The sequence below is a fragment of the Micromonospora sp. NPDC049559 genome, assembly GCF_040676675.1.
In the GTDB taxonomy this organism is placed as follows: domain Bacteria; phylum Actinomycetota; class Actinomycetes; order Mycobacteriales; family Micromonosporaceae; genus JBFAPK01.
Genome location: NZ_JBFAPK010000038.1, coordinates 66,485 through 88,768 on the forward strand (window position 1 = coordinate 66,485; position 22,284 = coordinate 88,768).

23 protein-coding genes are annotated in these 22,284 nt (G+C 73.1%); 10 read left to right on the forward strand and 13 right to left on the reverse strand.

What is annotated here, in order from left to right:
• Positions 1-77: 77 nt before the first annotated feature.
• Both AB0J86_RS31120 and AB0J86_RS31125 read right to left on the reverse strand, forming a co-directional pair.
• A complete protein-coding gene (locus AB0J86_RS31120; RefSeq protein ID WP_363861222.1) occupies positions 78-737 on the reverse strand; it encodes a DsbA family oxidoreductase in 660 nt (219 codons plus the stop codon).
• A 63-nt stretch (positions 738-800) separates the two neighbouring features.
• Positions 801-1,052, reverse strand: coding sequence for a hypothetical protein (locus tag AB0J86_RS31125; RefSeq protein ID WP_363861223.1), 252 nt, complete (start codon positions 1,050-1,052; stop codon positions 801-803).
• 280 nt (positions 1,053-1,332) lie between these two features.
• Between AB0J86_RS31125 and AB0J86_RS31130 the strand changes: the two genes are divergently transcribed.
• The gene (locus AB0J86_RS31130) at positions 1,333-2,535 is read left to right on the forward strand and encodes a hypothetical protein (protein ID WP_363861224.1); all 1,203 of its coding nucleotides are present in this window, start codon (positions 1,333-1,335) and stop codon (positions 2,533-2,535) included.
• A gap of 9 nt (positions 2,536-2,544) precedes the next feature.
• Positions 2,545-2,856 (forward strand): hypothetical protein, encoded by a 312-nt coding sequence (locus tag AB0J86_RS31135; RefSeq protein WP_363861225.1) that lies wholly within the window; start codon positions 2,545-2,547, stop codon positions 2,854-2,856.
• A 19-nt stretch (positions 2,857-2,875) separates the two neighbouring features.
• On the opposite strand, the gene AB0J86_RS31140 is transcribed toward AB0J86_RS31135, so the two are convergent.
• Positions 2,876-3,643, reverse strand: coding sequence for an SDR family oxidoreductase (locus AB0J86_RS31140; RefSeq protein WP_363861226.1), 768 nt, complete (start codon positions 3,641-3,643; stop codon positions 2,876-2,878).
• 179 nt (positions 3,644-3,822) lie between these two features.
• On the opposite strand from AB0J86_RS31140, the gene AB0J86_RS31145 reads away from it, so the two are divergent.
• The gene (locus AB0J86_RS31145) at positions 3,823-3,969 is read left to right on the forward strand and encodes a hypothetical protein (RefSeq protein ID WP_363861227.1); all 147 of its coding nucleotides are present in this window, start codon (positions 3,823-3,825) and stop codon (positions 3,967-3,969) included.
• Positions 3,963-4,967, forward strand: a complete 1,005-nt coding sequence (locus AB0J86_RS31150; protein WP_363861228.1) for an RNA polymerase sigma-70 factor — start codon at positions 3,963-3,965, stop codon at positions 4,965-4,967. The genes AB0J86_RS31145 and AB0J86_RS31150 overlap by 7 nt, the downstream gene beginning before the upstream one ends.
• Here the strand turns inward: AB0J86_RS31150 and AB0J86_RS31155 are convergent.
• From AB0J86_RS31155 to AB0J86_RS31180, 6 genes are all read right to left on the reverse strand, one after another.
• Positions 4,932-5,534 (reverse strand): alpha/beta fold hydrolase, encoded by a 603-nt coding sequence (locus tag AB0J86_RS31155; RefSeq protein WP_363861229.1) that lies wholly within the window; start codon positions 5,532-5,534, stop codon positions 4,932-4,934. The two genes, AB0J86_RS31150 and AB0J86_RS31155, sit on opposite strands and share 36 nt — an antisense overlap.
• A 234-nt stretch (positions 5,535-5,768) precedes the next feature.
• Positions 5,769-6,287 (reverse strand): cupin domain-containing protein, encoded by a 519-nt coding sequence (locus AB0J86_RS31160; RefSeq protein WP_363861230.1) that lies wholly within the window; start codon positions 6,285-6,287, stop codon positions 5,769-5,771.
• A 262-nt stretch (positions 6,288-6,549) separates the two neighbouring features.
• The gene (ugpC, locus tag AB0J86_RS31165; protein WP_363861231.1) at positions 6,550-7,758 is read right to left on the reverse strand and encodes a sn-glycerol-3-phosphate ABC transporter ATP-binding protein UgpC; all 1,209 of its coding nucleotides are present in this window, start codon (positions 7,756-7,758) and stop codon (positions 6,550-6,552) included.
• A 12-nt stretch (positions 7,759-7,770) separates the two neighbouring features.
• Complete coding sequence (locus AB0J86_RS31170; protein WP_363861232.1) at positions 7,771-8,610, reverse strand: carbohydrate ABC transporter permease; 840 nt, start codon at positions 8,608-8,610, stop codon at positions 7,771-7,773.
• On the reverse strand, positions 8,610-9,512 hold the full coding sequence (locus tag AB0J86_RS31175; protein WP_363861245.1) for a sugar ABC transporter permease: 903 nt from the start codon (positions 9,510-9,512) through the stop codon (positions 8,610-8,612). The genes AB0J86_RS31170 and AB0J86_RS31175 overlap by 1 nt, the downstream gene beginning before the upstream one ends.
• A 128-nt stretch (positions 9,513-9,640) precedes the next feature.
• On the reverse strand, positions 9,641-10,930 hold the full coding sequence (locus AB0J86_RS31180; protein WP_363861233.1) for an ABC transporter substrate-binding protein: 1,290 nt from the start codon (positions 10,928-10,930) through the stop codon (positions 9,641-9,643).
• A gap of 382 nt (positions 10,931-11,312) precedes the next feature.
• On the opposite strand from AB0J86_RS31180, the gene AB0J86_RS31185 reads away from it, so the two are divergent.
• Together AB0J86_RS31185 and AB0J86_RS31190 are read left to right on the forward strand one after the other, a co-directional pair.
• Positions 11,313-11,744: a hypothetical protein gene (locus AB0J86_RS31185; protein WP_363861234.1), complete on the forward strand. Its 432-nt coding sequence runs from the start codon at positions 11,313-11,315 to the stop codon at positions 11,742-11,744.
• A 47-nt stretch (positions 11,745-11,791) separates the two neighbouring features.
• Positions 11,792-12,067 (forward strand): hypothetical protein, encoded by a 276-nt coding sequence (locus AB0J86_RS31190; protein ID WP_363861235.1) that lies wholly within the window; start codon positions 11,792-11,794, stop codon positions 12,065-12,067.
• Positions 12,068-12,109: 42 nt separating this feature from the next.
• Here AB0J86_RS31190 and AB0J86_RS31195 read toward each other — a convergent pair whose 3' ends face one another.
• Complete coding sequence (locus AB0J86_RS31195) at positions 12,110-13,300, reverse strand: MFS transporter (protein WP_363861236.1); 1,191 nt, start codon at positions 13,298-13,300, stop codon at positions 12,110-12,112.
• Between the two features lie 54 nt (positions 13,301-13,354).
• Between AB0J86_RS31195 and AB0J86_RS31200 the strand changes: the two genes are divergently transcribed.
• Positions 13,355-14,101 carry a helix-turn-helix transcriptional regulator gene (locus tag AB0J86_RS31200; RefSeq protein ID WP_363861237.1) on the forward strand — a complete coding sequence of 249 codons (747 nt, stop codon included), beginning with the start codon at positions 13,355-13,357 and terminating at the stop codon, positions 14,099-14,101.
• A gap of 54 nt (positions 14,102-14,155) precedes the next feature.
• Here AB0J86_RS31200 and AB0J86_RS31205 read toward each other — a convergent pair whose 3' ends face one another.
• Both AB0J86_RS31205 and AB0J86_RS31210 read right to left on the reverse strand, forming a co-directional pair.
• Positions 14,156-15,490 carry an ATP-binding protein gene (locus tag AB0J86_RS31205; RefSeq protein ID WP_363861238.1) on the reverse strand — a complete coding sequence of 445 codons (1,335 nt, stop codon included), beginning with the start codon at positions 15,488-15,490 and terminating at the stop codon, positions 14,156-14,158.
• A complete protein-coding gene (locus tag AB0J86_RS31210) occupies positions 15,487-16,149 on the reverse strand; it encodes a response regulator transcription factor (protein ID WP_363861239.1) in 663 nt (220 codons plus the stop codon). The genes AB0J86_RS31205 and AB0J86_RS31210 overlap by 4 nt, the downstream gene beginning before the upstream one ends.
• 227 nt (positions 16,150-16,376) lie before the next feature.
• Here AB0J86_RS31210 and AB0J86_RS31215 point away from each other — a divergent pair, with 227 nt between their 5' ends.
• Complete coding sequence (locus AB0J86_RS31215; RefSeq protein ID WP_363861240.1) at positions 16,377-17,132, forward strand: CHAP domain-containing protein; 756 nt, start codon at positions 16,377-16,379, stop codon at positions 17,130-17,132.
• 152 nt (positions 17,133-17,284) lie between these two features.
• Here AB0J86_RS31215 and AB0J86_RS31220 read toward each other — a convergent pair whose 3' ends face one another.
• The gene (locus AB0J86_RS31220; protein ID WP_363861241.1) at positions 17,285-19,972 is read right to left on the reverse strand and encodes a glucosidase; all 2,688 of its coding nucleotides are present in this window, start codon (positions 19,970-19,972) and stop codon (positions 17,285-17,287) included.
• Positions 19,973-20,063: 91 nt separating this feature from the next.
• Here AB0J86_RS31220 and AB0J86_RS31225 point away from each other — a divergent pair, with 91 nt between their 5' ends.
• Together AB0J86_RS31225 and AB0J86_RS31230 are read left to right on the forward strand one after the other, a co-directional pair.
• Positions 20,064-22,001: an amylo-alpha-1,6-glucosidase gene (locus AB0J86_RS31225; protein WP_363861242.1), complete on the forward strand. Its 1,938-nt coding sequence runs from the start codon at positions 20,064-20,066 to the stop codon at positions 21,999-22,001.
• Positions 22,002-22,141: 140 nt separating this feature from the next.
• Positions 22,142-22,284, forward strand: a 143-nt coding sequence (locus AB0J86_RS31230) for a glycogen/starch synthase (protein WP_363861246.1), incomplete at its 3' end; no start/stop codon positions are given.

A 22,284-nucleotide genomic window follows, 5' to 3' on the forward strand; every position in this document is an offset into this window, starting at 1 on the left:
GTTTGCCCGAACTCTTGCCCCTACCCGGTCGAACGCCGGACAAACGCGGAGGTCACGGGAAAATCGGCGCGGGCGGCTCAGTCGCCCGCCCAGGCCCGCGCGACGACGGCGGCGTAGTCCCGCGCGCTCGCGGCGCCGGGCAGCGCCAGCCGGCCGTCGAAGACGGTGAAGGGCACGCCGGTCACGCCGAGTTCGGCCGCCTGTCGCTCGTCGTCGCGGACCGCGTCGGCGTACTCGTCGCCGGCGAGCACCTCGCGCACCCGCGCCGCGTCGAGGCCGACCTCGACGGCCACCTCGGTGATCCGCCCGTGGTCGTAGGCGTCCGGGGCACCGCCGAAGAGCGTCAGTTGCAGCGCGTGGAACAGCCTCGGCGCCAGCCCGTACCCGGCCGCGAACTGGACGACCCGGTGCACGTCGAAGCTGTTCGCGTGGGGGCGTTCGGCCCGGTAGGGCAAGCCCTCCTCGGCGGCCATCTCCGCCATCCGGCTCTCCATCCGGAGCACCTGCTCGGTCGTGACGCCGAGCCGCTCGGCCAGGTACTCCGGCACCGGCCGGGGCTCCGCCGGCAGGTTCGGGTCCAGCTCGAAGGAGTGCAGGAAGAGGTCGATCGAGTCGGCGTGCGGCGACTCGGCGATCGCCTTCTCCAGCCGCGTCTCCCCGAGGTAGCACCACGGGCAGCCGATGTCGGCCCAGACGTCGATCTGGAGCCGGCGCCCCGGTGCGGTCGCTTCCGTCATCCTCGTTCCACCTTCCTCGGGTCCAGATCTGATGATCCACCACCGGGGTGGACCGGTGGCCTCCTACTGCCAGGCCCGTCCCAGCAGCATGTTGCCGACCTGCGCCAGCGCGAAGAACAGCCAGAGCACGGCCCAGTACTGCATCGGGATCGAGAAGAAGGTGTGGTCGTTGTGGTAGCCGTGCCCGTCCTCGGGATCGCGGTTGATGCGGCGCCCCACGTACCAGGTGGCGACGCCGGCGACGAGGAAGCCGCAGGGCACGCCGGGATAGCCGACGAGCTGGTAGCCGGCCGCGACCGCGGCGGCGGGAAACACGAGAGCGAGAATCCCTGCGCCGGTCCACCACATGTCGCACTCCTGCGGATCTCGCGGAACCCGATCGACCGCCTGCGTCGCGGGGATTATGCCGGACGGATCACCGCGGTCGCTCCGTGCGCCACCGCGGCGGCGACGGCGTTGGCCGCGAGTTCATCTCCCGTTCGACGCCGGTGCACGACGGCGGATCAGTCGCGCCGCAATCATCGAGAACGGTCGAATCCTTCCGGCACAATCGTCCCGAGGGGAACCGACGCGTACCGACCGAAGGAGCCCTGCCATGCCTGGCGCGCTGACCCGACGAGCGCTGCTCACCGCCGTCCCGGCCGTGGGCCTGGCCGCCGCGGTCCCGGGTGTCGCGTACGCCGAGGAGCTGGCCTACGGCGCGTTCCGCGTCGTACGTCGCCGGCCCGACGTGCCCGGCCAGCCCGAGATCACCCTGCCCGCGGGCTACGAGATCGTGCCGGGCGCCACCTACTCCGTGGCGTCCCGGGCCGAGTACTACGCCTTCGTACGCGGCCCCCGTGACGCCGCCGGCATCGAGGTGCTCGTCCGGTGGCCGGACACCCCGGTGGAGGCGGTCGTCCACCAGGAGCTGCGGCTGGAGCTGCGGCGCGACCCGGCCGACCGGCACGCCTTCGCGTTCACGCTGCCCATGACGCAGCCGACGGCCGGCGCGAACGAGCCCACGATCCAGGTCTGGAGCTTCCCGGACATCTCCCCCGGGATGAACTACCGCGTCGAGCACAACGACCCGGACCGCGTCGCCGGCCCCTGGACGACCGTGCCGTGGCCGGCCGGTCCGGTGCGGTCGGTGATCCATCAGTTGGTCGCGGCGCACGCCATCTGCCGCGACTCGGGCCTGGTCGAGATCGCGGCCGCCAAGGGGCACCGCTTCGTGCTGATGGGGTTCGAGACCAACAACACCCTGCACGCGGACAATCCCCCGCACTGGCACATCTCCTACAACTCGGGCCCGGACTTCAATTCGCCCACGCACAACCCGCACCTCTGGCTCGACTCCGCGGGGCGCAACTTCTACAACGGCATGGACGTCACCGGGCTGGGCCGCCTGAAGTACTACGTCGGCGAGCCCGCCCCGCTCTACGACTTCGTGGGCGACGCGAACGGCGGCCGGGGAAACCTCGTACTGACGTTCACGCTCCGGCCGGACGGGGGAATCGACATCGCGCCCGCCGACGGTCCGGGCTACGCGATCGCGGCCGGGCGCGACGGCGGCCTCGTCGAGGAGGTCACGGCGCTGCGGGACGGCGCGCCGTGGTTGCGGATCACCACCGACGACCGGGTCCGGCACGGCGCGCTGACCGTACGGGTCACGGGGCTGCGCGATCCGGCCGAGTCGTACGCCCGGGTCTACCGGTACGACCGGCTCACGGGCGTGCTGCGGCGCCAACGGCGACACGCCGGCCCGACGCCGAGCCGACGGCCGGGGCTGGGCGCGGGGACCGTTCCCGCTTCGTAGACTCGGCGCGTGATCGCGCCGATGTGGCGGGGTTGGGTCCGTACCGAGCGGGTCGGCGAGTACGTCGACTACATCGACCGCACCGGCCTGGCCGAATACCGGCGGACGCCGGGAAATCTCGGTGCCGAGATGTGGACGCGGGACCTGGGCGACGGCCGGTCCGAGGTGACGACGGTGAGCTGGTGGAGATCGCTCGACGATGTCCGTGGGTTCGCCGGCGACGACATCGAACGGGCCGTCTTCTATCCGGAGGACGACGAGTACCTGGTCGGCCGGGAGACCACGGTGACGCACCACGAGGTGGCGCGACAGCTCCGGTAGCCGCCCGGCCGCCCGGCGCCTACCAGGGCACCGGTCCACCCTCGGCGAAGAACCCGCCGGTGGGTCCGTCCGCGCCGAGCGTGGCCAGGCGTACCACCACGGCGGCGCCCTGCGCGGTCGTGAGGTACCCGGTGTGGTGGTTGATGTCCGTGTCGACGAAGCCGGGGTCGGCGGCGTTGACCAGGATGCCGTCCTTGCGCAGCTCGTTGGCGTACTGCACGGTCAGCCCGTTCAGCGCGGTCTTCGAGGGCGAGTAGGCGGCCGACGCCAGCAGTCCCGCGAGCGGACCGTCCGGGTCGCTGGCGAGGGTCAGCGACCCGGCGGCGCTGCTGACGTTGACGATGCGCGGCGCCGGCGACCGCCGCAGCAGCGGGAGCAGGGCATTGGTCACCCTGATCACGCCGAAGACGTTGGTCTCGAAGACCGCCCGGACCATGTCCAGGTCGACGGAGCTGGGGACCTGGTCATGGGCGTCCTCGGGCGAGACCTGTCCGGAACCGCTGATGCCGGCGTTGTTGATCAGTACGTCGAGGCGACCGAAGCGCTCCTCGACCCACCGCGCGGCCGCCCCGACGGTGGCCGGGTCGGTGACGTCCAGGACGACGGCGTACGCGTCGCCGCCCGCCGCCCGGACCGCCGCGGCGGCCTGCTCACCGCGCCCCTGGTCGCGGGCGCCGATCAGGACCGTCATGCCCAGCGCGGCGAGCCGCTCGGCGGTCGCCCGGCCGATCCCCTTGTTCGCTCCGGTGATCATTGCCACCGTCCGGTTGGTGCTGTACTCGCTCATGGTCAAGCTCCTCCCCGGGAGAGTTCGTCTTCCCCCGGGACGAGACGGCCCGGCCGTTCCGTGACACGTCCCGGGTCGTTCTGTGACATGCCTCGCGTGGGTCGGCGAGATGTCACGGGCGGGCCGGCTGTCTCGTCCCGGGTAACGGAGGCGGCGACTCTTGAGGAAAGGTGCTGGTCATGCGGGCGTTCGTGGCGGGCGGGGCCGGAGTGCCCGGGCGGCGGCTGGTCGCGCGTGATCACGAGGTGACGGCGACGACGAAGCGCGCGGCCAGGCCGCTGCCGGAGCAGTTGGGCGCCGAGGGGTTCGGGGAGGACCCGTGGTGACCCCGGTCGAGGAGTTCGAGGAGCTGCGACCGCTGCTCTTCTCGATCGCCTACCGCCTCCTCGGCAGCGTGGGCGAGGCCGAGGACGCGGTCCAGGAGACCTGGCTGCGCTACGCGGCCTCCCCGACACGACCCGCGTCGACCAGGGCGTTCCTGTCGGCCGTGGTCACCCGGATCGCGATCGACGTACTGCGCTCGGCCCGCGCCCGGCGGGAGGAGTACGCCGGGCAGTGGTTCCCCGAGCCGCTGCTGACCGACCCGTACGAGGACCCGGAGCGGGCGGCGGAGCTGGCCGACTCGGTGTCGATGGCGGCCCTGTTGCTGCTCGAACGGCTCAGCCCGCTGGAGCGGGCGGTCTTCGTGCTGCGGGAGGTGTTCGGGTTCGGCTTCGGCGAGGTCGCCGCCGCGGTGGGGCGTTCGGAGGCGGCGTGCCGCCAGCTCGCGGTGCGGGCGCGGCGGCACATGGACGCGGGACGGGCCCGGTTCGCGGCGGATCGCCGGGAGCGGGACGAGCTCGCCGACCGGTTCTTCGCCGCCTTCCGGGAGGGCAACCTCGACGGGCTGCGACGGCTGCTCGCCGCCGACGTCCGCATGGTCGGCGACAGCGGGGGCAAAGCCCCGTTGTGGGGCGGGGACGTCTTCGGCGCCGGGAACGTGGCCCGGACGCTGGCCGGCTTCGCCCCGCCGTTCCTCCGGATCGGCGGCGTGGTGGAGCCGCACGAGGTGAACGGCGAGCCGGGCGCGATCTTCCGGGACCGGGACGGCAGGGTGGTCAACACGCTGTCGCTCGACATCCTCGACGCGCAGGTCCAGACGATCCGCGCGACGCTCAACCCCGACAAGCTCGGGCATCTCGGTCCGGTGGCGGACGCCTGGGCGGTCGTCCGCGCGACCAACCGGGCCCGCCGGCTCATCGATCGAGCACGAGGATCGGCCGGCCTCTCCGACCTGCCCGAGGGCGCTTCAGGCGCCGACGGTACGCGTCGAGCCCGGTCGTGACGGCGACGAGGAGGCGGTGGCGGCGTCCGGACCGATCGCCTCCGCCACCTCGCGCAGGTCGTCGTTCAGCTGGTGATCGCGCCCGGGCAGCCGGTGCAGCCGTGCCTGCGGGATGGCGCGGGCGTAGAGGTCGGCATGCGCCGGTGGGGCGATCGCGTCCTGGAGTCCGTGGAACACGTGTACCGGCACGCCGCGGGGCAGCCTCGCACCGAGGTCGTGTGGCAGTTCGAACTCGTCACCGGGCCAGCCGCCCGTACCGACGAACGGGGCGGCGATCAGCACGATCGCCCCGATCCTCCGCTCCGGTGGGCGCTCGGCGAGGGCGTTGACGAGGATGGTCCCGCCCACCGAGTGGCCTACGACGGCCGCGCCGTCATCGAGGGCCGCCATCTCCCGCCGGATGGCCGCGCTCCACCGCGCGTAGTTCGGGTCGTCCTCGTCGGGCATGCGGGGGTAGCGGACCTCGTACCCGTCCCCGAGTTCCCGCCGGAGGCTGTCGCACAGCTTGTCGTCCCACTCGTCGTGCGCGCCCGCGCCGCCTCCCTGAATGAACAGGATCTGCCGCATCCCCGCCACGACCTCCTTCTTCGCGCCCGGCTGACAATCCGGCCCGACATCCGCCCCCTGGGTCCGGCGACGCTCGGGGCAACCTGTCGGGCGTCCCCGGCCGTACCGAATCTAGTACGGAAACGTCACTTGATCTTTCGGTTGGTGTGGTGGCCGAGGCTGTGCCGGTTGGGCTCCGGTCCGACCTGGCCTTCGCGGCGCGGACGGTCGCGGATGCCGCCGACCACCACGACTTCACGGGACCAGCAGCTCGGTCCGGTACTCGCCGGCCAGACGAGCCGCACGCTGCCCGCGCTCGTCCTGTTCCTCCGCGCTCAGCGGAGGCGGCGGCGAATCGGGCCCGTCGACCTGGTCGCCCACCCTGCGGAAGTACTCGTCCTGCCCGGCGGGGGTGCACATGCACAGGAGGCGGGCGGGCTGGTCGGAGCGGTTGCGGAAGAAGTGCGGCGCGTTGGCCGGTATGTTGACCGTCTCGCCGGCCCGCGCGACGACCGGCGTTCCGCGGAAGGTGAATTCCACCGCGCCGTCGAGCACGGTGAACATCTCCTCGAAGTCGTGGCGGTGCGGCGGTGGGCCACCACCCGGTGGCACGCGCATGTCGATCAGGCAGTACCGGCCGGCCGTCTGGTCCCCGCTCACGAGCACGGTGTAGGTGCCACCGGCGATGGCCAGGTGGACCAGTCCCGGACCGTCGGGCCGCACCTGGACGAGGTCCCGCCCCGGATCGTCGGGCGGTAGTGCCGAGTTCGACATGCACATTTCCTTCCGGTCGGCTCGGACGTCGGGCGGACGAGTTCGTGCGCGACGAGGCGGGTACCCCGACGGGGTCACGCGAAACCGCGGCGCCGGCCGGGCGCCGTCCCGGCCGATCCCGGAACCGGCGGACCGGAACCGCCGGCTCCGTCCGGACCGCCGGGTCGCGCCCTGAACAGGGCGCGTCGGCGAGGTCCGGACGGAGCCGGCCCGTCGTCCAGGCCCGACGCAGGCCGGCAATGATCGGCAGGACCCGGCCCGGTCAGGCGGTGAGCGCGCCGGTGGAGCGTCCCTCGTGCAGGGTCAGGTTCCGGCCGTTCGCCGGGTCGAACAGGTGGATCTTGTCGAGGTTGAACCAGACCCGACGGCTCTCCCCCTCGGTCACGGACGACTCGGCCGAGAGCCGGGTGACCAGGTTCGAGCCCATCGCGGAGAGGTCGTCCGCCCCGGAGTCCGCCGCCAGCTCGTCCAGCTCGGCCGCGGTGGCGCGCTCGCCCTCGACGGTGAAGTAGACGTACTTGTCCGAGCCCATCGACTCGACGATGTCGACCGGCGCCTCGAACTCCACCCCGTTGGCGCGCGTCCCCTCCTCCACCAGCTCCGCGTCCTCGAAGTGTTCCGGGCGGATACCCATGATCAGCTCGCGCGGGGCGTTCTCGGCCTCCAGTTCGCGGCGTACCCGGTCGCCGAGGGGCAGCTCGCCGAGCGCGGTACGCAGCCGGCCGTCGACCACGGCGGCCTGGAGGAAGTTCATCGACGGCGAGCCGATGAAGCCGGCGACGAAGAGGTTGGCCGGGTGGTCGTACAGCTCCTGCGGCGGTCCCACCTGCTGCACGGCGCCGCCCCGCATGATGACCACCCGGTCGCCGAGGGTCATCGCCTCGGTCTGGTCGTGCGTCACGTAGACCGTCGTCGTACCGAGCCGCTTCTGCAGCCGGGAGACCACGGTACGCATCTGCACCCGCAGCTTCGCGTCCAGGTTGGAGAGCGGCTCGTCCATCAGGAACGCCTTGGGGCTGCGTACGATCGCCCGGCCCATCGCCACCCGCTGCCGCTGCCCACCGGAGAGGTTCGCCGGCTTGCGGTCCAGCAGGGCGGTCAGCTCCAGCACCTTCGCCGCCTCGTCGACCTTCTGGTCGATGCTCGCCCGGTCCAGCTTCGCCAGCCGCAGCGGGAAGGCCATGTTCTCCCGTACGGTCATGTTCGGGTAGAGCGCGTACGACTGGAACACCATCGCGATGTCCCGCTCCCGGGGCTCCTTGTCGTTGACCCGCTCGCCCGCGATCCGCAGCTCGCCGGAGCTGATCTCCTCCAGCCCTGCGATCATGTTCAGGGTCGTCGACTTGCCGCAGCCCGAGGGCCCGACCAGGATGACGAACTCGCCGTCGGCGATCTCCAGGTCGAGTTCGTGTACCGCCACGGTCCCGTCCGGGAACCGCTTGGTGACCTTGTCCAGCACGATGTCAGCCACGAGCCAACCCACCTATCCCTTCACCGCGCCGGACGTCAGGCCCGAGACGATGCGACGCTGGAAGAACAGCACGAACAGAATGATCGGAATGGTGATCACGACGGCGGCGGCCGAGATGGCGCCCGTCGGATCCTCGAACTGCGACGCCCCCGTGAAGAACGAGAGCGCCACCGGCACCGTGCGGGACTGCTCGGTGGAGGTCAGCGAGATCGCGAAGAGGAAGTCGTTCCAGCAGAAGATGAAGACCAGGATCGCCGTGGTGAAGACGCCCGGCGCGGCCAGCGGCGCGATGACCCGCCGGAACGCCTGCCCCTGGGTCGCGCCGTCCATCTTCGCCGCCTTCTCCAGATCCCACGGGATCTGCCGGAAGAACGCCGACAGCGTGTAGATCGCCAGCGGCAGCGCGAAGGTGATGTACGGCAGGATCAGCCCCGGCCAGGTGTCGAAGAGCCCCAGCGACCGCTCGATCTGGAACAGCGGCGAGACCAGCGACACCTGCGGGAACATCGCGATCAGCAGCGAGATCCCGACCAGCAGCTTCTTGCCCGGGAAGTCGAGCCGGGCGATGGCGTACGCGGCCATCGTGCCGAGCACCACCGCGACGGCGGTCGAGATCAGCGCGATGCCGATCGAGTTGCCGAGCGCCCGCACGAACTGGTCGGTGGAGAAGATGGTCCGGTAGTTGTCGAGCGTCCACTCGCGGGGGACGAAGTTCCCGTCGGTGAGCGTCGCCGTGGTCTTGAACGACAGCGACGCGATCCACAGCACCGGTACCAGCGCGAAGACGATCACCACGACGTCCAGCAGGCCCCAGCGCCACTTCGCCCGCGCGGTGGTGTCCGCGGCGGCCATCAGCGCCTCCCCTCATCCGTGCCACCCGGGGCGGCGGTACCGAACAGCTTCACGAAGACGAACGCGATCAGCGCCACGGCGAGGAAGATCAGCACCGACATGGTGGCGCCGATGCCGAGGTTCAGCCCCCGCATCAGGTTGTTGTAGGCGAGCATCGACACCGACGAGGTCTGGTTCGCCCCGGCCGTGAGCACGTAGATGTTGTCGAAGACCCGGAACGCGTCCAGCGTGCGGAACAGCAGCGCCACCAGGATCGCCGGCTTCATCACCGGCAGCGTCACCCGGACGAACCGCTGCCACGCCGTCGCGCCGTCCATCGACGCGGCCTTCAGCAGGTCCTCGGGCACCAGCGCCAGGCCCGCCATCAGCAGCAGCGCCATGAACGGGGTGGTCTTCCAGATCTCCGCGAGCATCACGATCGCCAGGGCGCTGGCCCGCTCGGTCAGCGGCGCCCCGTCGCCGAAGACGTTGGCCAGGTAGCCGGTCTGCGGCGTCCAGGCGTACCGCCAGGAGAACGCGGCCACCACGGTGACGATCCCGTACGGGATCAGGGCCGCCGTCCGGACCAGGCCCCGGCCGACGATCGTACGGTGCATCACGATCGCCAGCCCCATGCCGAGCACCAGCTCGACGGCCACGGTCACCACCGTGATCAGGAGCGTCACGCCGAACGCCGTCCACCAGTACTGGTTGGTCAGCACGGTCGCGTAGTTGGCGAGGCCGACGAACCTCCGCTCGTCGGGGAACTTCAGGTCGTAGCGCTGCAACGAGAGCCAGACCGAGTAGAGGATCGGGTAGGCGGTGACGGCCAGCATCACGATCGCCGCCGGGGCGCAGAGCAGCCACCCCAGCTTCTTCTCCGCGCTCACCCGCTTCGCGGCGCCGGCGTCCTTCCCCCGCACCGCGCCCGAACCGCGTTCGACGCGCCGCTGCGGGGAGGAGGCCGCCGCGTCGCCCCGCTCGCTCGCCGGTCGCGGTCGCGGCGTGGTCGTACCGGCGCGGTCCTCCGCCCGGTGGCTGTTCTGGGTGGTCACGGGAGCACCCCCTTGGATTCGAGCGCGTCGCGGGTCGCCTTGCGCAGCTGCGCGGCGGTGCGCTCGGGCCTGATCGCCGACGGCGGGGAGAGCGCCGCGGAGAGGACGGTCGAGATGTTCTGGTACGCGGGCGTGCGCGGCCGTACCGCCGGGTCCTTCAGCTCCTCCAGGATCGTGTCCCGCATCGGGTACGCCTTCGCCATCTCCGGCTCGGCGTAGACGCTCTCGATCGTCGGCGGCACGCCGTCGTTGATCGCCGAGAACTTCTGGTGCTCGGCGTCGCGCAGGCACTGCGCCGCGTCGAAGGACTCCTCCGGGTGCCGCGAGTAGGCGCTGACCGCGAGGTTGTAGCCGCCGATGGTGACCCGGCTCGGGGTGCCGGCGTCGACGCCGGGGTAGCGCGCCCAGCGCACCTTCTTGGCCAGGTCCGGTGCGGCCTCCTGCATGGCCGGGTAGACGAAGGGCCAGTTGAGCTGGAACGCCGCGTCGCCGGACTGGAAGGCCAGCCGCGCGTCGTCCTCGACGCTGTTGGTGAAGCCGGGCGCGGTGACGCCGCTGGAGGCGAAGCGTTGCAGCACCCCGAGCGCCTTGACCGCGCCCGGGTCGAAGACGGCCTGCTTGCCGTCCTCGCTCACGATCGCGCCGCCGGCACTGGCGGTCAGCGTGTTGTAGAGCACCACCAGGCCCTCGTACTGCGCGCCCATCGTGATCACCTGGTACGGCTTGCCCTCCGCCTTGAGCTGCTGCGACATCTGGATCATCTCGTCCCAGGTGCGCGGCGGCCGGGGTACGAGGTCGCTGCGGTACCAGAGCAGCTGCACGTTGGTGTTCTTCGGCGCGGCGTAGAGCTTGCCCTGGTACTGCGCGGTGGCCAGCGGCCCGGCCAGGGTGCCGCGCTCCACCTCCGCCTTTCGCGCGCCGGTCCACTCCCGGATCCAGTTGGCGCTGGCGAACTCCTGGGTCCAGGTCACGTCCAGGCCCAGCAGGTCCATCGCGCTGTCCCGGGCGGCGAGCCGCCGGGCCATCTGTACCCGCTGGTCGTCGGCCTGCCGCGGCAGCACCTGGTACGCGATCCGGTACCGCCCGCCGGCCCGGGCGTTGCAGTCGTCCACCACCTTCTGCAGGTTCTGCTCCGGCCCGTAGTAAAGGTTGATCGTCGGTGCCCCGCCCGGGTCGCCGGAACCGCACGCGGCCAGCGGCGCGGCGAGCGCCAGTGCCAGCCCGGCGGCGGCCACCGCGCGGGTGCGCGGCCGCCACCGATGTCGGCCCGCCTCGGCCTCCCTCATCACTTCACTCCCCTCCTGCCGACGGCACGCCGGGGAGTACACGCGTGCCCCGGCGCACGCCGATCCGGCCCGGCCCCCAGGACGGCCGGGCCGTCCGCCGGGTACCGGGCGGAATCGCTCGCTTCCACTGCCCAGCCGACACCCGCGCGAAACCTGCCCGCAATCGCCGGTGACGATCCGGCGGACAGCGGCGGTGGGAATGCGAATGTCGGCGCGGAATCGCGTTCCGGACGGGGCGGCGTCGGCGCCGGGAAAGTGAATCCAGAACGGTGTATGACCGGGCCGAAGGTTGGGTTAACGTGTTCGGTAATTTGCGCCGCGTCGCCATCGGTGCCGACGCGCTCGACCGACGCCGACCGGCCCGCACCCAGGAGGCGCCGCCATGCCGGAAGCGCGCACCCTCGCCCTGTCGTTCGAGGTCGACGGTCCCCCGCCGGCCAAGACCGAGGCACTGTCGATCTTCGCCGCCGGTCACCGGCAGGCCGGCCGCATCCGGGCCCTGCTCGAGGCCGCCTGCCGCGCCGCGCAGCACAGCGGATGGACGCCGCTGACCGGGCCGGTCGCGCTGGACCTCGTCCTGCGCTGCCCACCCGGCCTCCGTACCGTCGACGCAAGCGCCCTGCTCGGCGGCGTCTGCGCGGTGCTCGCGGACAAGAAGGGAGTCGCCAACATCGGCCTGGCGCACCTTGGCGTCCTCGTCGACGTCGCCCTCTACCTCGACGACCGCCAACTGCGACGGGTCGGTTTCCAGGAGGAGCCGGCCGAGCGGACCTCGTATCTCGTGCGCGTCGCCGAGCTCCCCCCGCCGGTTTGATCCACGCCCGGGAATGGGTACCGCGAGGGTCGAGGAAGGGAGCGGTGATGCCGGAACCACATGTCACGCTCGACCCGGCCGGCCTGGGCCCCGCCGAGCGCAGGCTCCAGGGCCCGCTGGAGGAACAGCTCACCTCGGCGCTGCGGGCGGCCACCGACCGGGTTCGCGAGGAGTACGCCGGCGAGCCCGTGGAGGAGGTCTGCCAGCGCCTGCTGGACGAGACCCGCTCGGGGCTGCACCCCGACATCGCCACGGGCTTCCAGCCGGACATGGACGAGTTCTGCCGGATCGCGGTCGCGATCGTCCGCCACGAGGTGGCGTGAGGCGGCCGGAAACCGGGGCGTGGCCGCCGGCCGCGAACCCCCTCACCGCCCGGCGGCCACGCCCGGCCCGCCGGGCGGCTCGGGCTCGCGCAGCGTACGCAGGCAGAGCCAGCCCAGGGCGGGCAGCGCGACCAGCGGGGCGAGCGCGACCCGCAGGGAGGTCGCGTCGGCGAGCGCCCCGATCAGCGGGCTGGCGATCCCGCCGACGCTGACGGTCAGCCCCAGGGTCACCCCGCTGGCGGTCCCCACCCGCCCGGGCAGGTAGTCCTGCGCGAGCGTGACGTGCAGCGAGAAGGGGACGTACAGCCCGGCCGAGGTGAGCGCGACGAAGAGATACACCGGCGGACCGGGGACGACAACGACTCCGGCGACCGCGACGACGGTGAGGGCGTAGGACCACCGGACGACGTCGACCCGGCGGTGACGTCGCGCGAGCCGCCCGCCGGCCAGCGTGCCGACCGCGCCGCCGAGGTAGAGCACGAAGAGGGCGACGGTGCCGGCGAGTTCGCCGCCGCCGGTGCGCTGCCGCACGTGCAGCGAGACGAACGCGCTCAGCCCGACGAAGACCACCGAACGGCAGAGGATCGCGCCCGAGAGCCGGCGGAAGGAGGGCCAGTCGTCCCGGCCGGGCGCCGCGCCAGGCCGTACCGCCGACACCGGGCCGGAGTTGCCGAGGCCGCGCAACGCGCCCAGGCAGAGGAGCGCGCCGGCGAGGGCGGGGACGACCAGCAGCGGCGCGGCGCGCAGCCCGCCGGTGGCGACGACGGCGGAGACCAGCGGCGGGGCGGCGACGAAGCCGAGGTTGCCACCGAGGGAGAACCAGCCCATCGCGGTGTGGCTGCCGCGGCTGGCGAGCCGGGCCACCCGGGCGGCCTCCGGGTGGTACGCGGCGACGCCGGCCCCGGAGAGGGCGACCGCCAGCAGCGTACCGGCGTAGCCGCCGCCAACCCCGCTCAGCGCGACGCCCGCGCCGGCCAGCACGGTGGCGACCGGCAGCAGCCACGGCATCACCCACCGGTCGGTGAGCGCCCCGAACAGCGGCTGCACCACCGACGACAGCAGGGAGGCGGCCAGCACGAGGCCGGAGGCGGCGGCGTAGCCGTAGGCCCGCTCGGCGACGAAGAACGGCACCAGGGCGGCCACCGCGCCCTGGTAGACGTCCACGCAGGCGTGTCCGAGGGACATCAGCGCGACCGGCCTGCTCGGCCGCTGGGCGATCGGGATCGTCGGCACCTTGCGATCTTGGCGTCGCCGGCGTGGGTCGCGCTTCCGATAAGTTGCCAACCTGTGCCGAACGTCCGCCATCTGCCGCAGGCCCCGACCCGCGCCCAGACCCTGGCCGCCGGGGAACGGATCAGCGCCCACCGCCACGACGAACACCAGATCGTGTACGCCGGCTCCGGTGTCCTGGCCGTCACCACCGACGCCGGCACCTGGCTCGCCCCCGGCACCCGCGCCATCTGGGTACCCGCCGGGACGGTGCACGCCCACCGCGCCCACGGCCACCTCGACCTGCACCTGGTCGGGCTGCCCGCCGGCGACAGCCCGCTCGGCCTGGACGCGCCCACCGTCCTCACCGTCACCCCGCTGCTCCGCGAGCTGATCCTCGCCTACACCCGCGCCCCCGACGACACCGGCGCCGAACGGCGGCGCCTGCGCGCGGTCCTGCACGACCAGTTGCGCGCCTCGCCCCAACAGCCCGTGCGGCTGCCCACCCCGACCGACCCGCGGCTGGCCGCCGTCTGCGCCATCGTCCACGACAACCCGGCGGAGACCCGCACCCTCGCGGCCCTCGCCGCCGCCACCGGGACCAGCGACCGTACCCTCAGCCGGCTGCTCCACGCCGAGTTCGGCATGACCTTCCCGCAGTGGCGCACCCAGTCGCGCCTGTACCACGCGCTGCGGATGCTCGCCGAGAACACCCCGGTCACCACCGTCGCCCACCGCTGCGGCTGGTCCTCCACCAGCGCCTTCATCGACGTGTTCCGCCGCTCGTTCGGCTACACCCCCGGCCGGTACCACCGCCGCCCGTAGGGCCGGCGCTGCGGGCGGGCTCAACGCGACCGGCCGCCGCCCGTAGGGCCCGGGTCAACGCGACCGGCCGGCGCCCGACGTCCGCGGCGGCTCGCCGGCCGGGTGCTCACCGTCGACGCGTCCGCCCGGACCTCGGACCGGGATGGTCAGCTCGACGTAGGTGCCGGCACCCGGGGCGCTGTCCACGGCGACCCGGCCGCCGAGCGCCTCGATCGGTTCGCGTACCGAGCGGGCCAGCCCGACCCCCGGGCGCGGCAGCGCCGGGTCGAAGCCGCGCCCGCGGTCGAGCACACTGATCAACAGTTCGCCCTCGGCCAACTCCGCCCGGACCACCACCTCCGGCACGCCGGCGTGCTTGGCGACGTTGGTCAGCGCCTCGCCGACGGCGCCCACCACCGTGTCGACGAGTTCGGCGGCGAGCGGCGGCGCGCCGCGCGACGCGGAGCGCAGTTGGGCGGCGTGCACCCGCACCCGGAGTCCGGCCAGCGCCTGCCGGGCCGCCAGCTGTTCGAGACCGCCGGCGAGGTCGCCGTCGCCGCCGGGCGGGCGGCCGGCGGTGACCAGCGAACGCAGCCAGCCGGCGTCCGCGGCGACCAGGGCCCGCATCCCGTCGTCGGCCACCCAGCGGTCGCGGGCCAGCGTCTCCATGGTCTGCAACACCCGGTCGTGCAGCAGCCGGGCGTGCCGGCTGCGCTCCCGCTCCGAGGCGAGTTCGGCCTCCCGGCGCGCGGTGGCGGCCGTGGCCCGGTCCAGGTCGGCGCCGCTGCGGCGCAGGGTACCCGCCACCGCCCAGGCGACCCCCGCGTTGGCGAGGTACGGCACCGCGTTCGGCACGACGTTCCAGGTCGGGTCGCCGACGATGGTGACCGCGGCGACCGCGTACGCGACGGCGATCAGCCCGACCAGCGCGGCGACCACGGGCAGCGTACGGGCCGCCAGCGCGATCCCGAGCACGGCGAGCAGCGCGAACGGGTACATGAAGAAGACCCAGGTGTGCCCCTGGACGGTGCGGCTGGCCAGCACCGCCGAACCGAACATGCCCGCCGCGAGCAGCACGCTGTCGAGGACGGTGGGCGCCAGGCCGGGTACCCCGCGCCGGCGCACCGCCACCGCGACGAGCAGCAGGCTCTCCACCACCAGCGCGCCGACCAGGGCGACGCCGCCGGCGAGCGGGTGGTAGTGCGGGTAGGTCGCCGACAGCGCGACGAGCACCTGCAGCAGCCCTGCCAGCCGGAACAGCACGTACGCCCGGAGCAGCACCAGCTCGGCGCGCTGGGCGCCGGTGCCGGCCGCCGCGGCGCTCCCGGTCACCGGTGCGGCGCTCCCGGTCGCCCGCGCCGCGCTCACGGTCGCCGGCGCGGCGCTCACGGGCGCCGGCGCGGCGCTCACGGGCGAGCGGTGTCGAGGCGGGACAGCGCCGCCCGGGTCAGCTCGGCCTTGTTCCCGACCTGGAGCTTCGCGCGGATCCGCTCGACGTAGGTGTCCACGGTCGCCTTCCGTACGCCGAGCCGGGTGGCGATCTGGCCGTGGGTGAACCCGCGGGCGATCAGGCTGAGCGTCTGCTCCTCGCGAGGCGACAGCGGCGGGGCCGGGCCGGCCTCGGTGGCACCGGCGCGACCGCCTCCCTCGGCGAGCGCGGCCTGGACGATGTCGGCCAACTCGGCCGAGAGCGAGAAGCCGCCGGCCGCGAGCGTCTCGACGGCCGAGACCAGCAGCTCGGGGCTGGACTGCTTGGTCAGGTAGCCGCTGGCCCCGGCGCCGATCGCGCCCAGCACGTCCTCGGCGCGTCCGCTCGCGGAGACCACCAGGACCCGGGCGAGGGTGGCCAGGTCCCTGATCGCGGCGGTCGAGGCGGTCGCCCCGTCGAGATAGAGGTCCATCACGATGACGTCGGGGCGCTCGGCGTCGCCCGCGGCGGCGAGCTGCTCGGCGAGTTCGGCGAGCGAGCCGGCGGAGTACCGGACGTGCAGCTCGGACAGGTCGGCCAGCACGTGGGCGATGCCCCGGCGGGCGATCGGGTGGTCGTCGACGACCGCAACCTTGATCATTTCGGCTTCCCCGGCGATCGACGCGTTGTCTCGGGTCATGATGCGCCATTTCGGTTCCGCCGGACAGATCTCACCCGGACAATGCTGCGCCGGCCCGGTGGCGTTCGCCTGTCCGGTAAACACACCACACGTCGCCGTGGTGCGAAAAGACCCTTCTGGGTTCTCGGGGACGGTGAACAAAATCGACCGCATCCGATTTTCTCGCGCCTCGCGAAGGGACCCCCACCATGCCCATCGGTACCGCCAGATCCGCTCCCCGGCGCGGGCCGGCTCTGCTCTTCGGCGCGCTGCTCGCGCTGACCCTCACGCTGCTCGGTGCCGCTCCGGCGCAGGCGGCCGGAACCGGAAAGATCAACTCCTGGGGTGACCCGGTGAACGTGCGCAGCGGGCCCGGCACCGGGTACTCGGTCGTCGGCTCGCTGGCACACGGCACCACGGTCACGATCCAGTGCACCGCCCGGGGCACCAACGTCGAGGGCCCGTACGGCTGGACGGACCTCTGGGACAACATCGGCAACAACCGCTGGGTCGCCGACGCGCTGGTCGACACCGGCACGATGAACCCGGTCGCCGGCGCCTGCGGCGGCAGCGGCGGCCTCGACCCTGGCCGGTACCCGTGGCCCGCCACGGACGGCTGGGTCGCCGACGGCGCCGGCTACTACGCCGGCGAGTGCACCTCCTTCGCCGCCTGGGCCGTGCGCAACGACAACATCGCCAGCCGTTCGCCCGACTGGCGCGGCAACGCCGACATGTGGGACGACGACCGCGGCACGGTGAGCGTGGTCAGCACCCCGCGCGTCGGCGACGTCGCCCAGTGGGACCCGTACCGCAACGAGGCCGGCAGCGCCGGGCACGTCGCGTACGTCAGCGCCGTCAACGGCGACGGGACGGTGCAGATCCAGGAGTACAACTGGGGCACCTTCCACCGGTACAACACCCGCCGGATCGCGGTCGGCAACCCCAGCCGGTACCTGCGCTTCTGACCGGCGGCGCGCAGCCCCGCTCGACGCCCCGCCCGGGACCGCCACCCCGGACGGGGCCGAGGCAGCACCGCCACCCCGGGCCGGACCGGGGCGCGGCCGTCATTCCGGGCCGGGGCGCGGCCGGGCCGTCGTTCCGAGCCGGGCTACGGCCGTCATTCGGGCCCGGGGCGCGGCCGGCGGAGGGTGAGGATCAGGTCGGCGACCAGGGCGGTCCAGCCGGTCTGGTGCCAGGCGCCCAGGCCGGCGCCGTTGTCGCCGTGGAAGTACTCGGGGAAGGCGACCAGGTCGCGCCAGTCCGGGTGGTTCTGGAACAGCTCGCACGCGCCGTAGATCGGCCGCCGGCCCCAACCGTCCCGGGTGAAGAGCGAGATCAACCGGGCCGAGAGGTCGTCGGCGACCTCGGTGAGCGTCCGCTTCACCCCGGACCGGGTCGGGTACTCCACCAGCAGGTCGTCGCCGAAGAAGGCGGCGTAGTCGCGCAGCGCGCAGACCAGCAGGAAGTTCGTCGGCATCCAGATCGGCCCGCGCCAGTTGGAGTTGCCGCCGAACAGGCCGCTGGTCGACTCGGCCGGCTCGTACCCGACGGTGAAGTCCTGCCCGCCGAGCGAGACCGTGAACGGCTTGTCCAGGTGCCGCCGCGAGAGCGTGCGCAGCCCGTACGGGGAGAGGAACTCCTCGGGGTCGAGCATCCGGGCGAGCAGGCGCACCATCTGGTCGGGGCCGACCATGGAGAGCAGGCGCTGCTGGCGCCCGTCCGGGGCCAGCCGCCGGGCGCCGAGCACGTCGGCGTACTCGGGGCGGTTGGTCAGGAACCAGCGCAGCCGCGCGCCCAGCTCCGGCAGCCGGTGCAGCGTGGTGGAGGTGAGCCGGGTGGTCGCCGCCAGCGGCAGCAGCCCCACCACCGAGCGCACCCGCAGCGGCACCCGGGTCCCGTCGGGCAGCCGGAGCACGTCGTAGAAGAAGCAGTCCTCGTCGTCCCAGAGTCCCTGGTCGTACGCGGCGGCGGCGATGTATGTGAAGTGCTCGAAGAACTTCGTCGCGATGTCGGAGTAGGTGGGGTCGTGGGCGGTGAGCACGAGCGCCATGTCGAGCAGGTTCAGCGCGTACATGGCCATCCAGCCGGTACCGTCGGACTGCTCCAGCACCCCGGCGACCGGCAGCGCGGCCGAGCGGTCGAAGGGGCCCACGTTGTCCAGCCCGAGGAACCCGCCCTCGAAGACGTTGTTGCCGCCGGTGTCCTTGCGGTTGACCCACCAGGTGAAGTTGAGCAGCAGCTTGTGCATGACCCGGGCGAGGAAGTCGTGGTCGCGCCGGCCGTCGATCTCGAAGACGCGCAGCGCCGCCCAGGCGTGCACCGGCGGGTTGACGTCGCCGAACGCCCACTCGTACGCCGGGATCTGGCCGTTGGGGTGCAGGTACCACTCGCGCAGCAGCAGGAGCAGCTGCTGTTTGGCGAAGCCGGGGTCGACCCGGGCGATGGTCACGCAGTGGAAGGCGAGGTCCCACGCCGCGTACCAGGGGTACTCCCACGGGTCGGGCATGGAGATCACGTCGAAGCTGTTCATGTGCCACCAGGCGCTGTTGCGCCCGTGGCGGCGCCCCGGCGGCGGCGGTACGGAGGCCGGGTCGCCGTCGAGCCACTGCCGCACGTCGAAGTGGTAGAACTGCTTGCCCCACATCAGCCCGGCGATGGCCTGCCGCGCGACGGCCGCCTCGTCGGGGGTGGCGGCCGGCGGGATCACCCCGGCGAAGAACGCGTCGGCCTCGGCGTGCCGGGCGGCCAGGGTCTGCGCGTAGTCGCGGCCGAGGTCCAGCCGGGGCGCCGGCTCGGTACCGGGCGGCGGGGCCGTGCGGGTGAGCCGCAGCCGGATCTGCGCCTGCCCGCCGGCCGGCACGTCGAGCACGTAGTGCAGGGCGCCCTTGGTGCCGATACCGGCGGGGTTGACGGTGGCCGCGCCGTCGACCACGTGGTCGTTGATCCCGTCCTTCGGGTACGGGCTGCGCCCGGGCAGGCCCCAGAGCCGCTCGGTGTTGGTCTCGTTGTCGCAGAGCAGCGCGGTCGGCTCGCCGTCGCCCTCCAGCACGAGCTGCCCGAGGATCCAGTGCTCGCCGACCAGCCGGTTGCCGTCCCCGGTCAGCGTGGGCACCCGGTCGCGGCCGGGCAGCCCCCACGACCAGGTGTTGCGGAACCACAGGGTGGGCAGCACGTGCAGCCGGGCCGCCTGGTCGCCCCGGTTGGCCGCGGTGATCAGGATGCAGAGGTCGGTCGGGGACGCCTTGGCGTAGTCGACCGTGACCGCCCAGTAGCGGTCGTCGTCGAAGATGCCGGTGTCGACCAGCTCGTACTCGGTCTCGTCCCGGCCGCGCAGCCCGTTGACCGAGACCAGCTCGTCGTAGGGGTAGGCGGCCTGCGGGTAGTGGTAGCGCCAGCGCATCCAGGAGTGCGTCGGGGTGGAGTCCTGGTACCACCAGTACTCCTTCACGTCCTCGCCGTGGTTGCCGCCGTCCCCGCCCAGGCCGAACATCCGCTCCTTGAGGATCGGGTCCTCGCCGTTCCAGAGGGCCAGCGCGAAGCAGAAGGTCTGCCGGTCGTCGCAGACCCCCGCCATGCCGTCCTCGTTCCACCGGTAGGTGCGGCTGCGCGCGTGATCATGCGGAAAGTAGTCCCAGGCCGTACCGTGCTCGCTGTAATCCTCACGAACCGTCCCCCACGCCCGTTCCGAGAGGTAGGGGCCCCATGCCCGCCAGTCGCGCTCGCCCGAGTCCGCCTCGGCCAGCCGGCTCCGCTCGGCGTCGCCCGCCGTGGCGGCGCTGGGCGGCTGGTCGGTGATCATGCACATCCTCGATCTTCGGTACGGGAGTTGACCACACTACCCATTGTTCTCGCGGCATGTTACGGCCACCGGCCGGCCGCGCAGCCCGGGAGGAACATTGACCCAGATCGTTTTCGGGCCGCAGGTCTGCGGGCACCTGGAGTCGGGCGCCGGCCGCGAGTGGCTGGTCCCGGACGGCCGGGGCGGGTACGCCATGGGCACGGTGAGCGGCCTGCGTACCCGCCGGTACCACGGGCTGCTGGTGATCGCGGAGGAGACCCCGGCGGCCCGCCGGGTGGGCCTGGTCAGCCTCGACCCGGCGGTGACCCTGCCGTCCGGCGCCCGGGTGCGGCTCGGCACGCACGAGTGGCGCTCGGGCGACGTCGACCCGCGCGGCTTCGAGCTGCTGGAGCGCTTCGACCTGACCGACGGGCTACCGCGCTGGCGCTGGCGCGTCGGTGACACGGTCGTCGAGCGCGAGCTGGCCATGGTGTACGGCCGCCCGTGCGTCGCGGTGGTGCACCGGCTGGTCAGCGGCGGCCCGGTCCACCTCGACCTGGCCGCGGTCTGCACCTGGCGGGACGCGCACGCCGAGCGGCGCGCCGACGGGCCCGAGCCCGCGGTCGAGCCGGTCGCCGGCGGCGCGGTGGTGGAGAGCGCGTTCCGGCTCAGCGGCCCCGCCTGGGTCCCGGAGGGGACCTGGTGGCACGGGGTGCACCACCGGGAGGAGGCGGCGCGCGGCCTGGACCCGGACGAGGACCTCTGGTACGCGGGCCACTTCTCCGGGGCGCTGGAGCGCCCGGGAGACGTGGTGGAGGTGCTGGCCTGGGCCGGCGACCTGACCGACCAGCCGCCGCCGGCGACGGAGGTGGTGGCCGCCGCGCGGCGGCGCAACCGGGAGGTGGTCGCGGCGGCCAAGCCCGCCGACGAGGTGGACGCGCAGCTCGCCCTGGCCGCCGACGCCTTCGTGGTACGTACCGACGGCGGGCCGGACGTGGTGGCCGGGTACCCGTGGTTCGGCGCCTGGTCCCGGGACACCATGACCGCCTACGAGGGGCTGTTCCTCCGGACCAACCGGGCCGACGAGGGGCGTGACCTGCTGCGGGCGTACGCGGCGACGCTGTCGGAGGGGATGCTGGCGAACACGGCCGACACCGGGCGGGTCGAGTACAACACGGTGGACGCGACCCTGTGGTTCCTGCACGCGGTGCAGCGGCACGTGACGACGGCCGGGGACACGGACCTGGCCGCCGAGCTGCTGCCCGCGCTGCGCGAGGTGGTCGAGGGGCACCTGCGCGGCACCCGGTACGGCATCCGGGTCGACCCGGCCGACGGGCTGCTCGCCTCCGGCGCCGCCGGCACCGCCCTGACCTGGATGGACGCCCGGGTGTACGGCGTGCCGGTGACCCCCCGGGCGGGCAAGCCGGTCGAGGTGAACGCGCTCTGGGTCAACGGGCTGGCCGGGGTGGCGGAGCTGGCCGGGCTCGTCGGCGCCGACCCGGGCCCGGCGCCGCGGGCGCACGACCGGGCGAAGGCGTCCTTCCGGCTGCGCTTCCCCTCCCCCGCCGGCTGGCTGCACGACGTGGTGGACGCCCCGGCGCCGGCGTACCCGCTGGGCGGCGCGGCGCACCACGACGACGACCTGCTCCGCCCGAACCAGCTGCTCGCCTGGTCGCTGCCGCACGCCCCGCTGGAGCCGGACGAGGCCGCGCTGCGCCTGGTGGGCGCGGCGTTGCTCACCCCGCTCGGGCTGCGCAGCCTCGCCCCGGACGCCCCGGGCTTCGCCGGCCGGCACCGGGGCGGACCGGCCGAGCGGGACGGCGCGTACCACCAGGGCACGGTCTGGCCCTGGCTGATCGGGCCGTACGCGGACGCCTGCCGCCGTGCCGGGTTGATCACAGAAGAGTTGTTCATGGGACTTGATTCACATATGCCGGAATTTGGCCTAGGATCGGTGAGCGAGACCGCCGACGCTCTGCCGCCTCACGCGGCCACCGGTTGCCCCTTCCAGGCATGGTCGGTCGGGGAGGTGCTGCGTGCCCGACTAGCCCGATAGGTGTCTGTTACACCGCTGCAACGGCAGTGTCTTCGGTGGTTTTCCGGGCACCTGCAGGATTGGCCCCAACCCAATGTCGCGTGAGGCACCCGGTCGGTGCCTGCTCACGCCTGCGGTCAACGAGGTGAAGGGGGCCGGTCATGTCGCCAGAGGCCGAGGTCATCGATATCTGCGCGTCCCGACGGCAGCGGGTGCTGATGCTCTCCTGGGAGTACCCGCCCGTACTCGTCGGCGGACTCGGACGCCACGTACACGCCCTCGCCACCAGCCTCGCCGCCGCCGG

Coding starts and splice junctions, on each gene's coding strand:
- AB0J86_RS31180 (WP_363861233.1), bottom strand. CDS start 10,930: ATGAGGGAGGCCGAGGCGGGCCGACATCGGTGGCGGCCGCGCACCCGC.
- AB0J86_RS31215 (WP_363861240.1), top strand. CDS start 16,377: ATGCCCATCGGTACCGCCAGATCCGCTCCCCGGCGCGGGCCGGCTCTG.
- AB0J86_RS31145 (WP_363861227.1), top strand. CDS start 3,823: ATGCGGGCGTTCGTGGCGGGCGGGGCCGGAGTGCCCGGGCGGCGGCTG.
- AB0J86_RS31220 (WP_363861241.1), bottom strand. CDS start 19,972: ATGTGCATGATCACCGACCAGCCGCCCAGCGCCGCCACGGCGGGCGAC.
- AB0J86_RS31210 (WP_363861239.1), bottom strand. CDS start 16,149: ATGATCAAGGTTGCGGTCGTCGACGACCACCCGATCGCCCGCCGGGGC.
- AB0J86_RS31185 (WP_363861234.1), top strand. CDS start 11,313: ATGCCGGAAGCGCGCACCCTCGCCCTGTCGTTCGAGGTCGACGGTCCC.
- AB0J86_RS31155 (WP_363861229.1), bottom strand. CDS start 5,534: ATGCGGCAGATCCTGTTCATTCAGGGAGGCGGCGCGGGCGCGCACGAC.
- AB0J86_RS31140 (WP_363861226.1), bottom strand. CDS start 3,643: ATGAGCGAGTACAGCACCAACCGGACGGTGGCAATGATCACCGGAGCG.
- AB0J86_RS31130 (WP_363861224.1), top strand. CDS start 1,333: ATGCCTGGCGCGCTGACCCGACGAGCGCTGCTCACCGCCGTCCCGGCC.
- AB0J86_RS31160 (WP_363861230.1), bottom strand. CDS start 6,287: ATGTCGAACTCGGCACTACCGCCCGACGATCCGGGGCGGGACCTCGTC.
- AB0J86_RS31120 (WP_363861222.1), bottom strand. CDS start 737: ATGACGGAAGCGACCGCACCGGGGCGCCGGCTCCAGATCGACGTCTGG.
- AB0J86_RS31170 (WP_363861232.1), bottom strand. CDS start 8,610: ATGGCCGCCGCGGACACCACCGCGCGGGCGAAGTGGCGCTGGGGCCTG.
- AB0J86_RS31190 (WP_363861235.1), top strand. CDS start 11,792: ATGCCGGAACCACATGTCACGCTCGACCCGGCCGGCCTGGGCCCCGCC.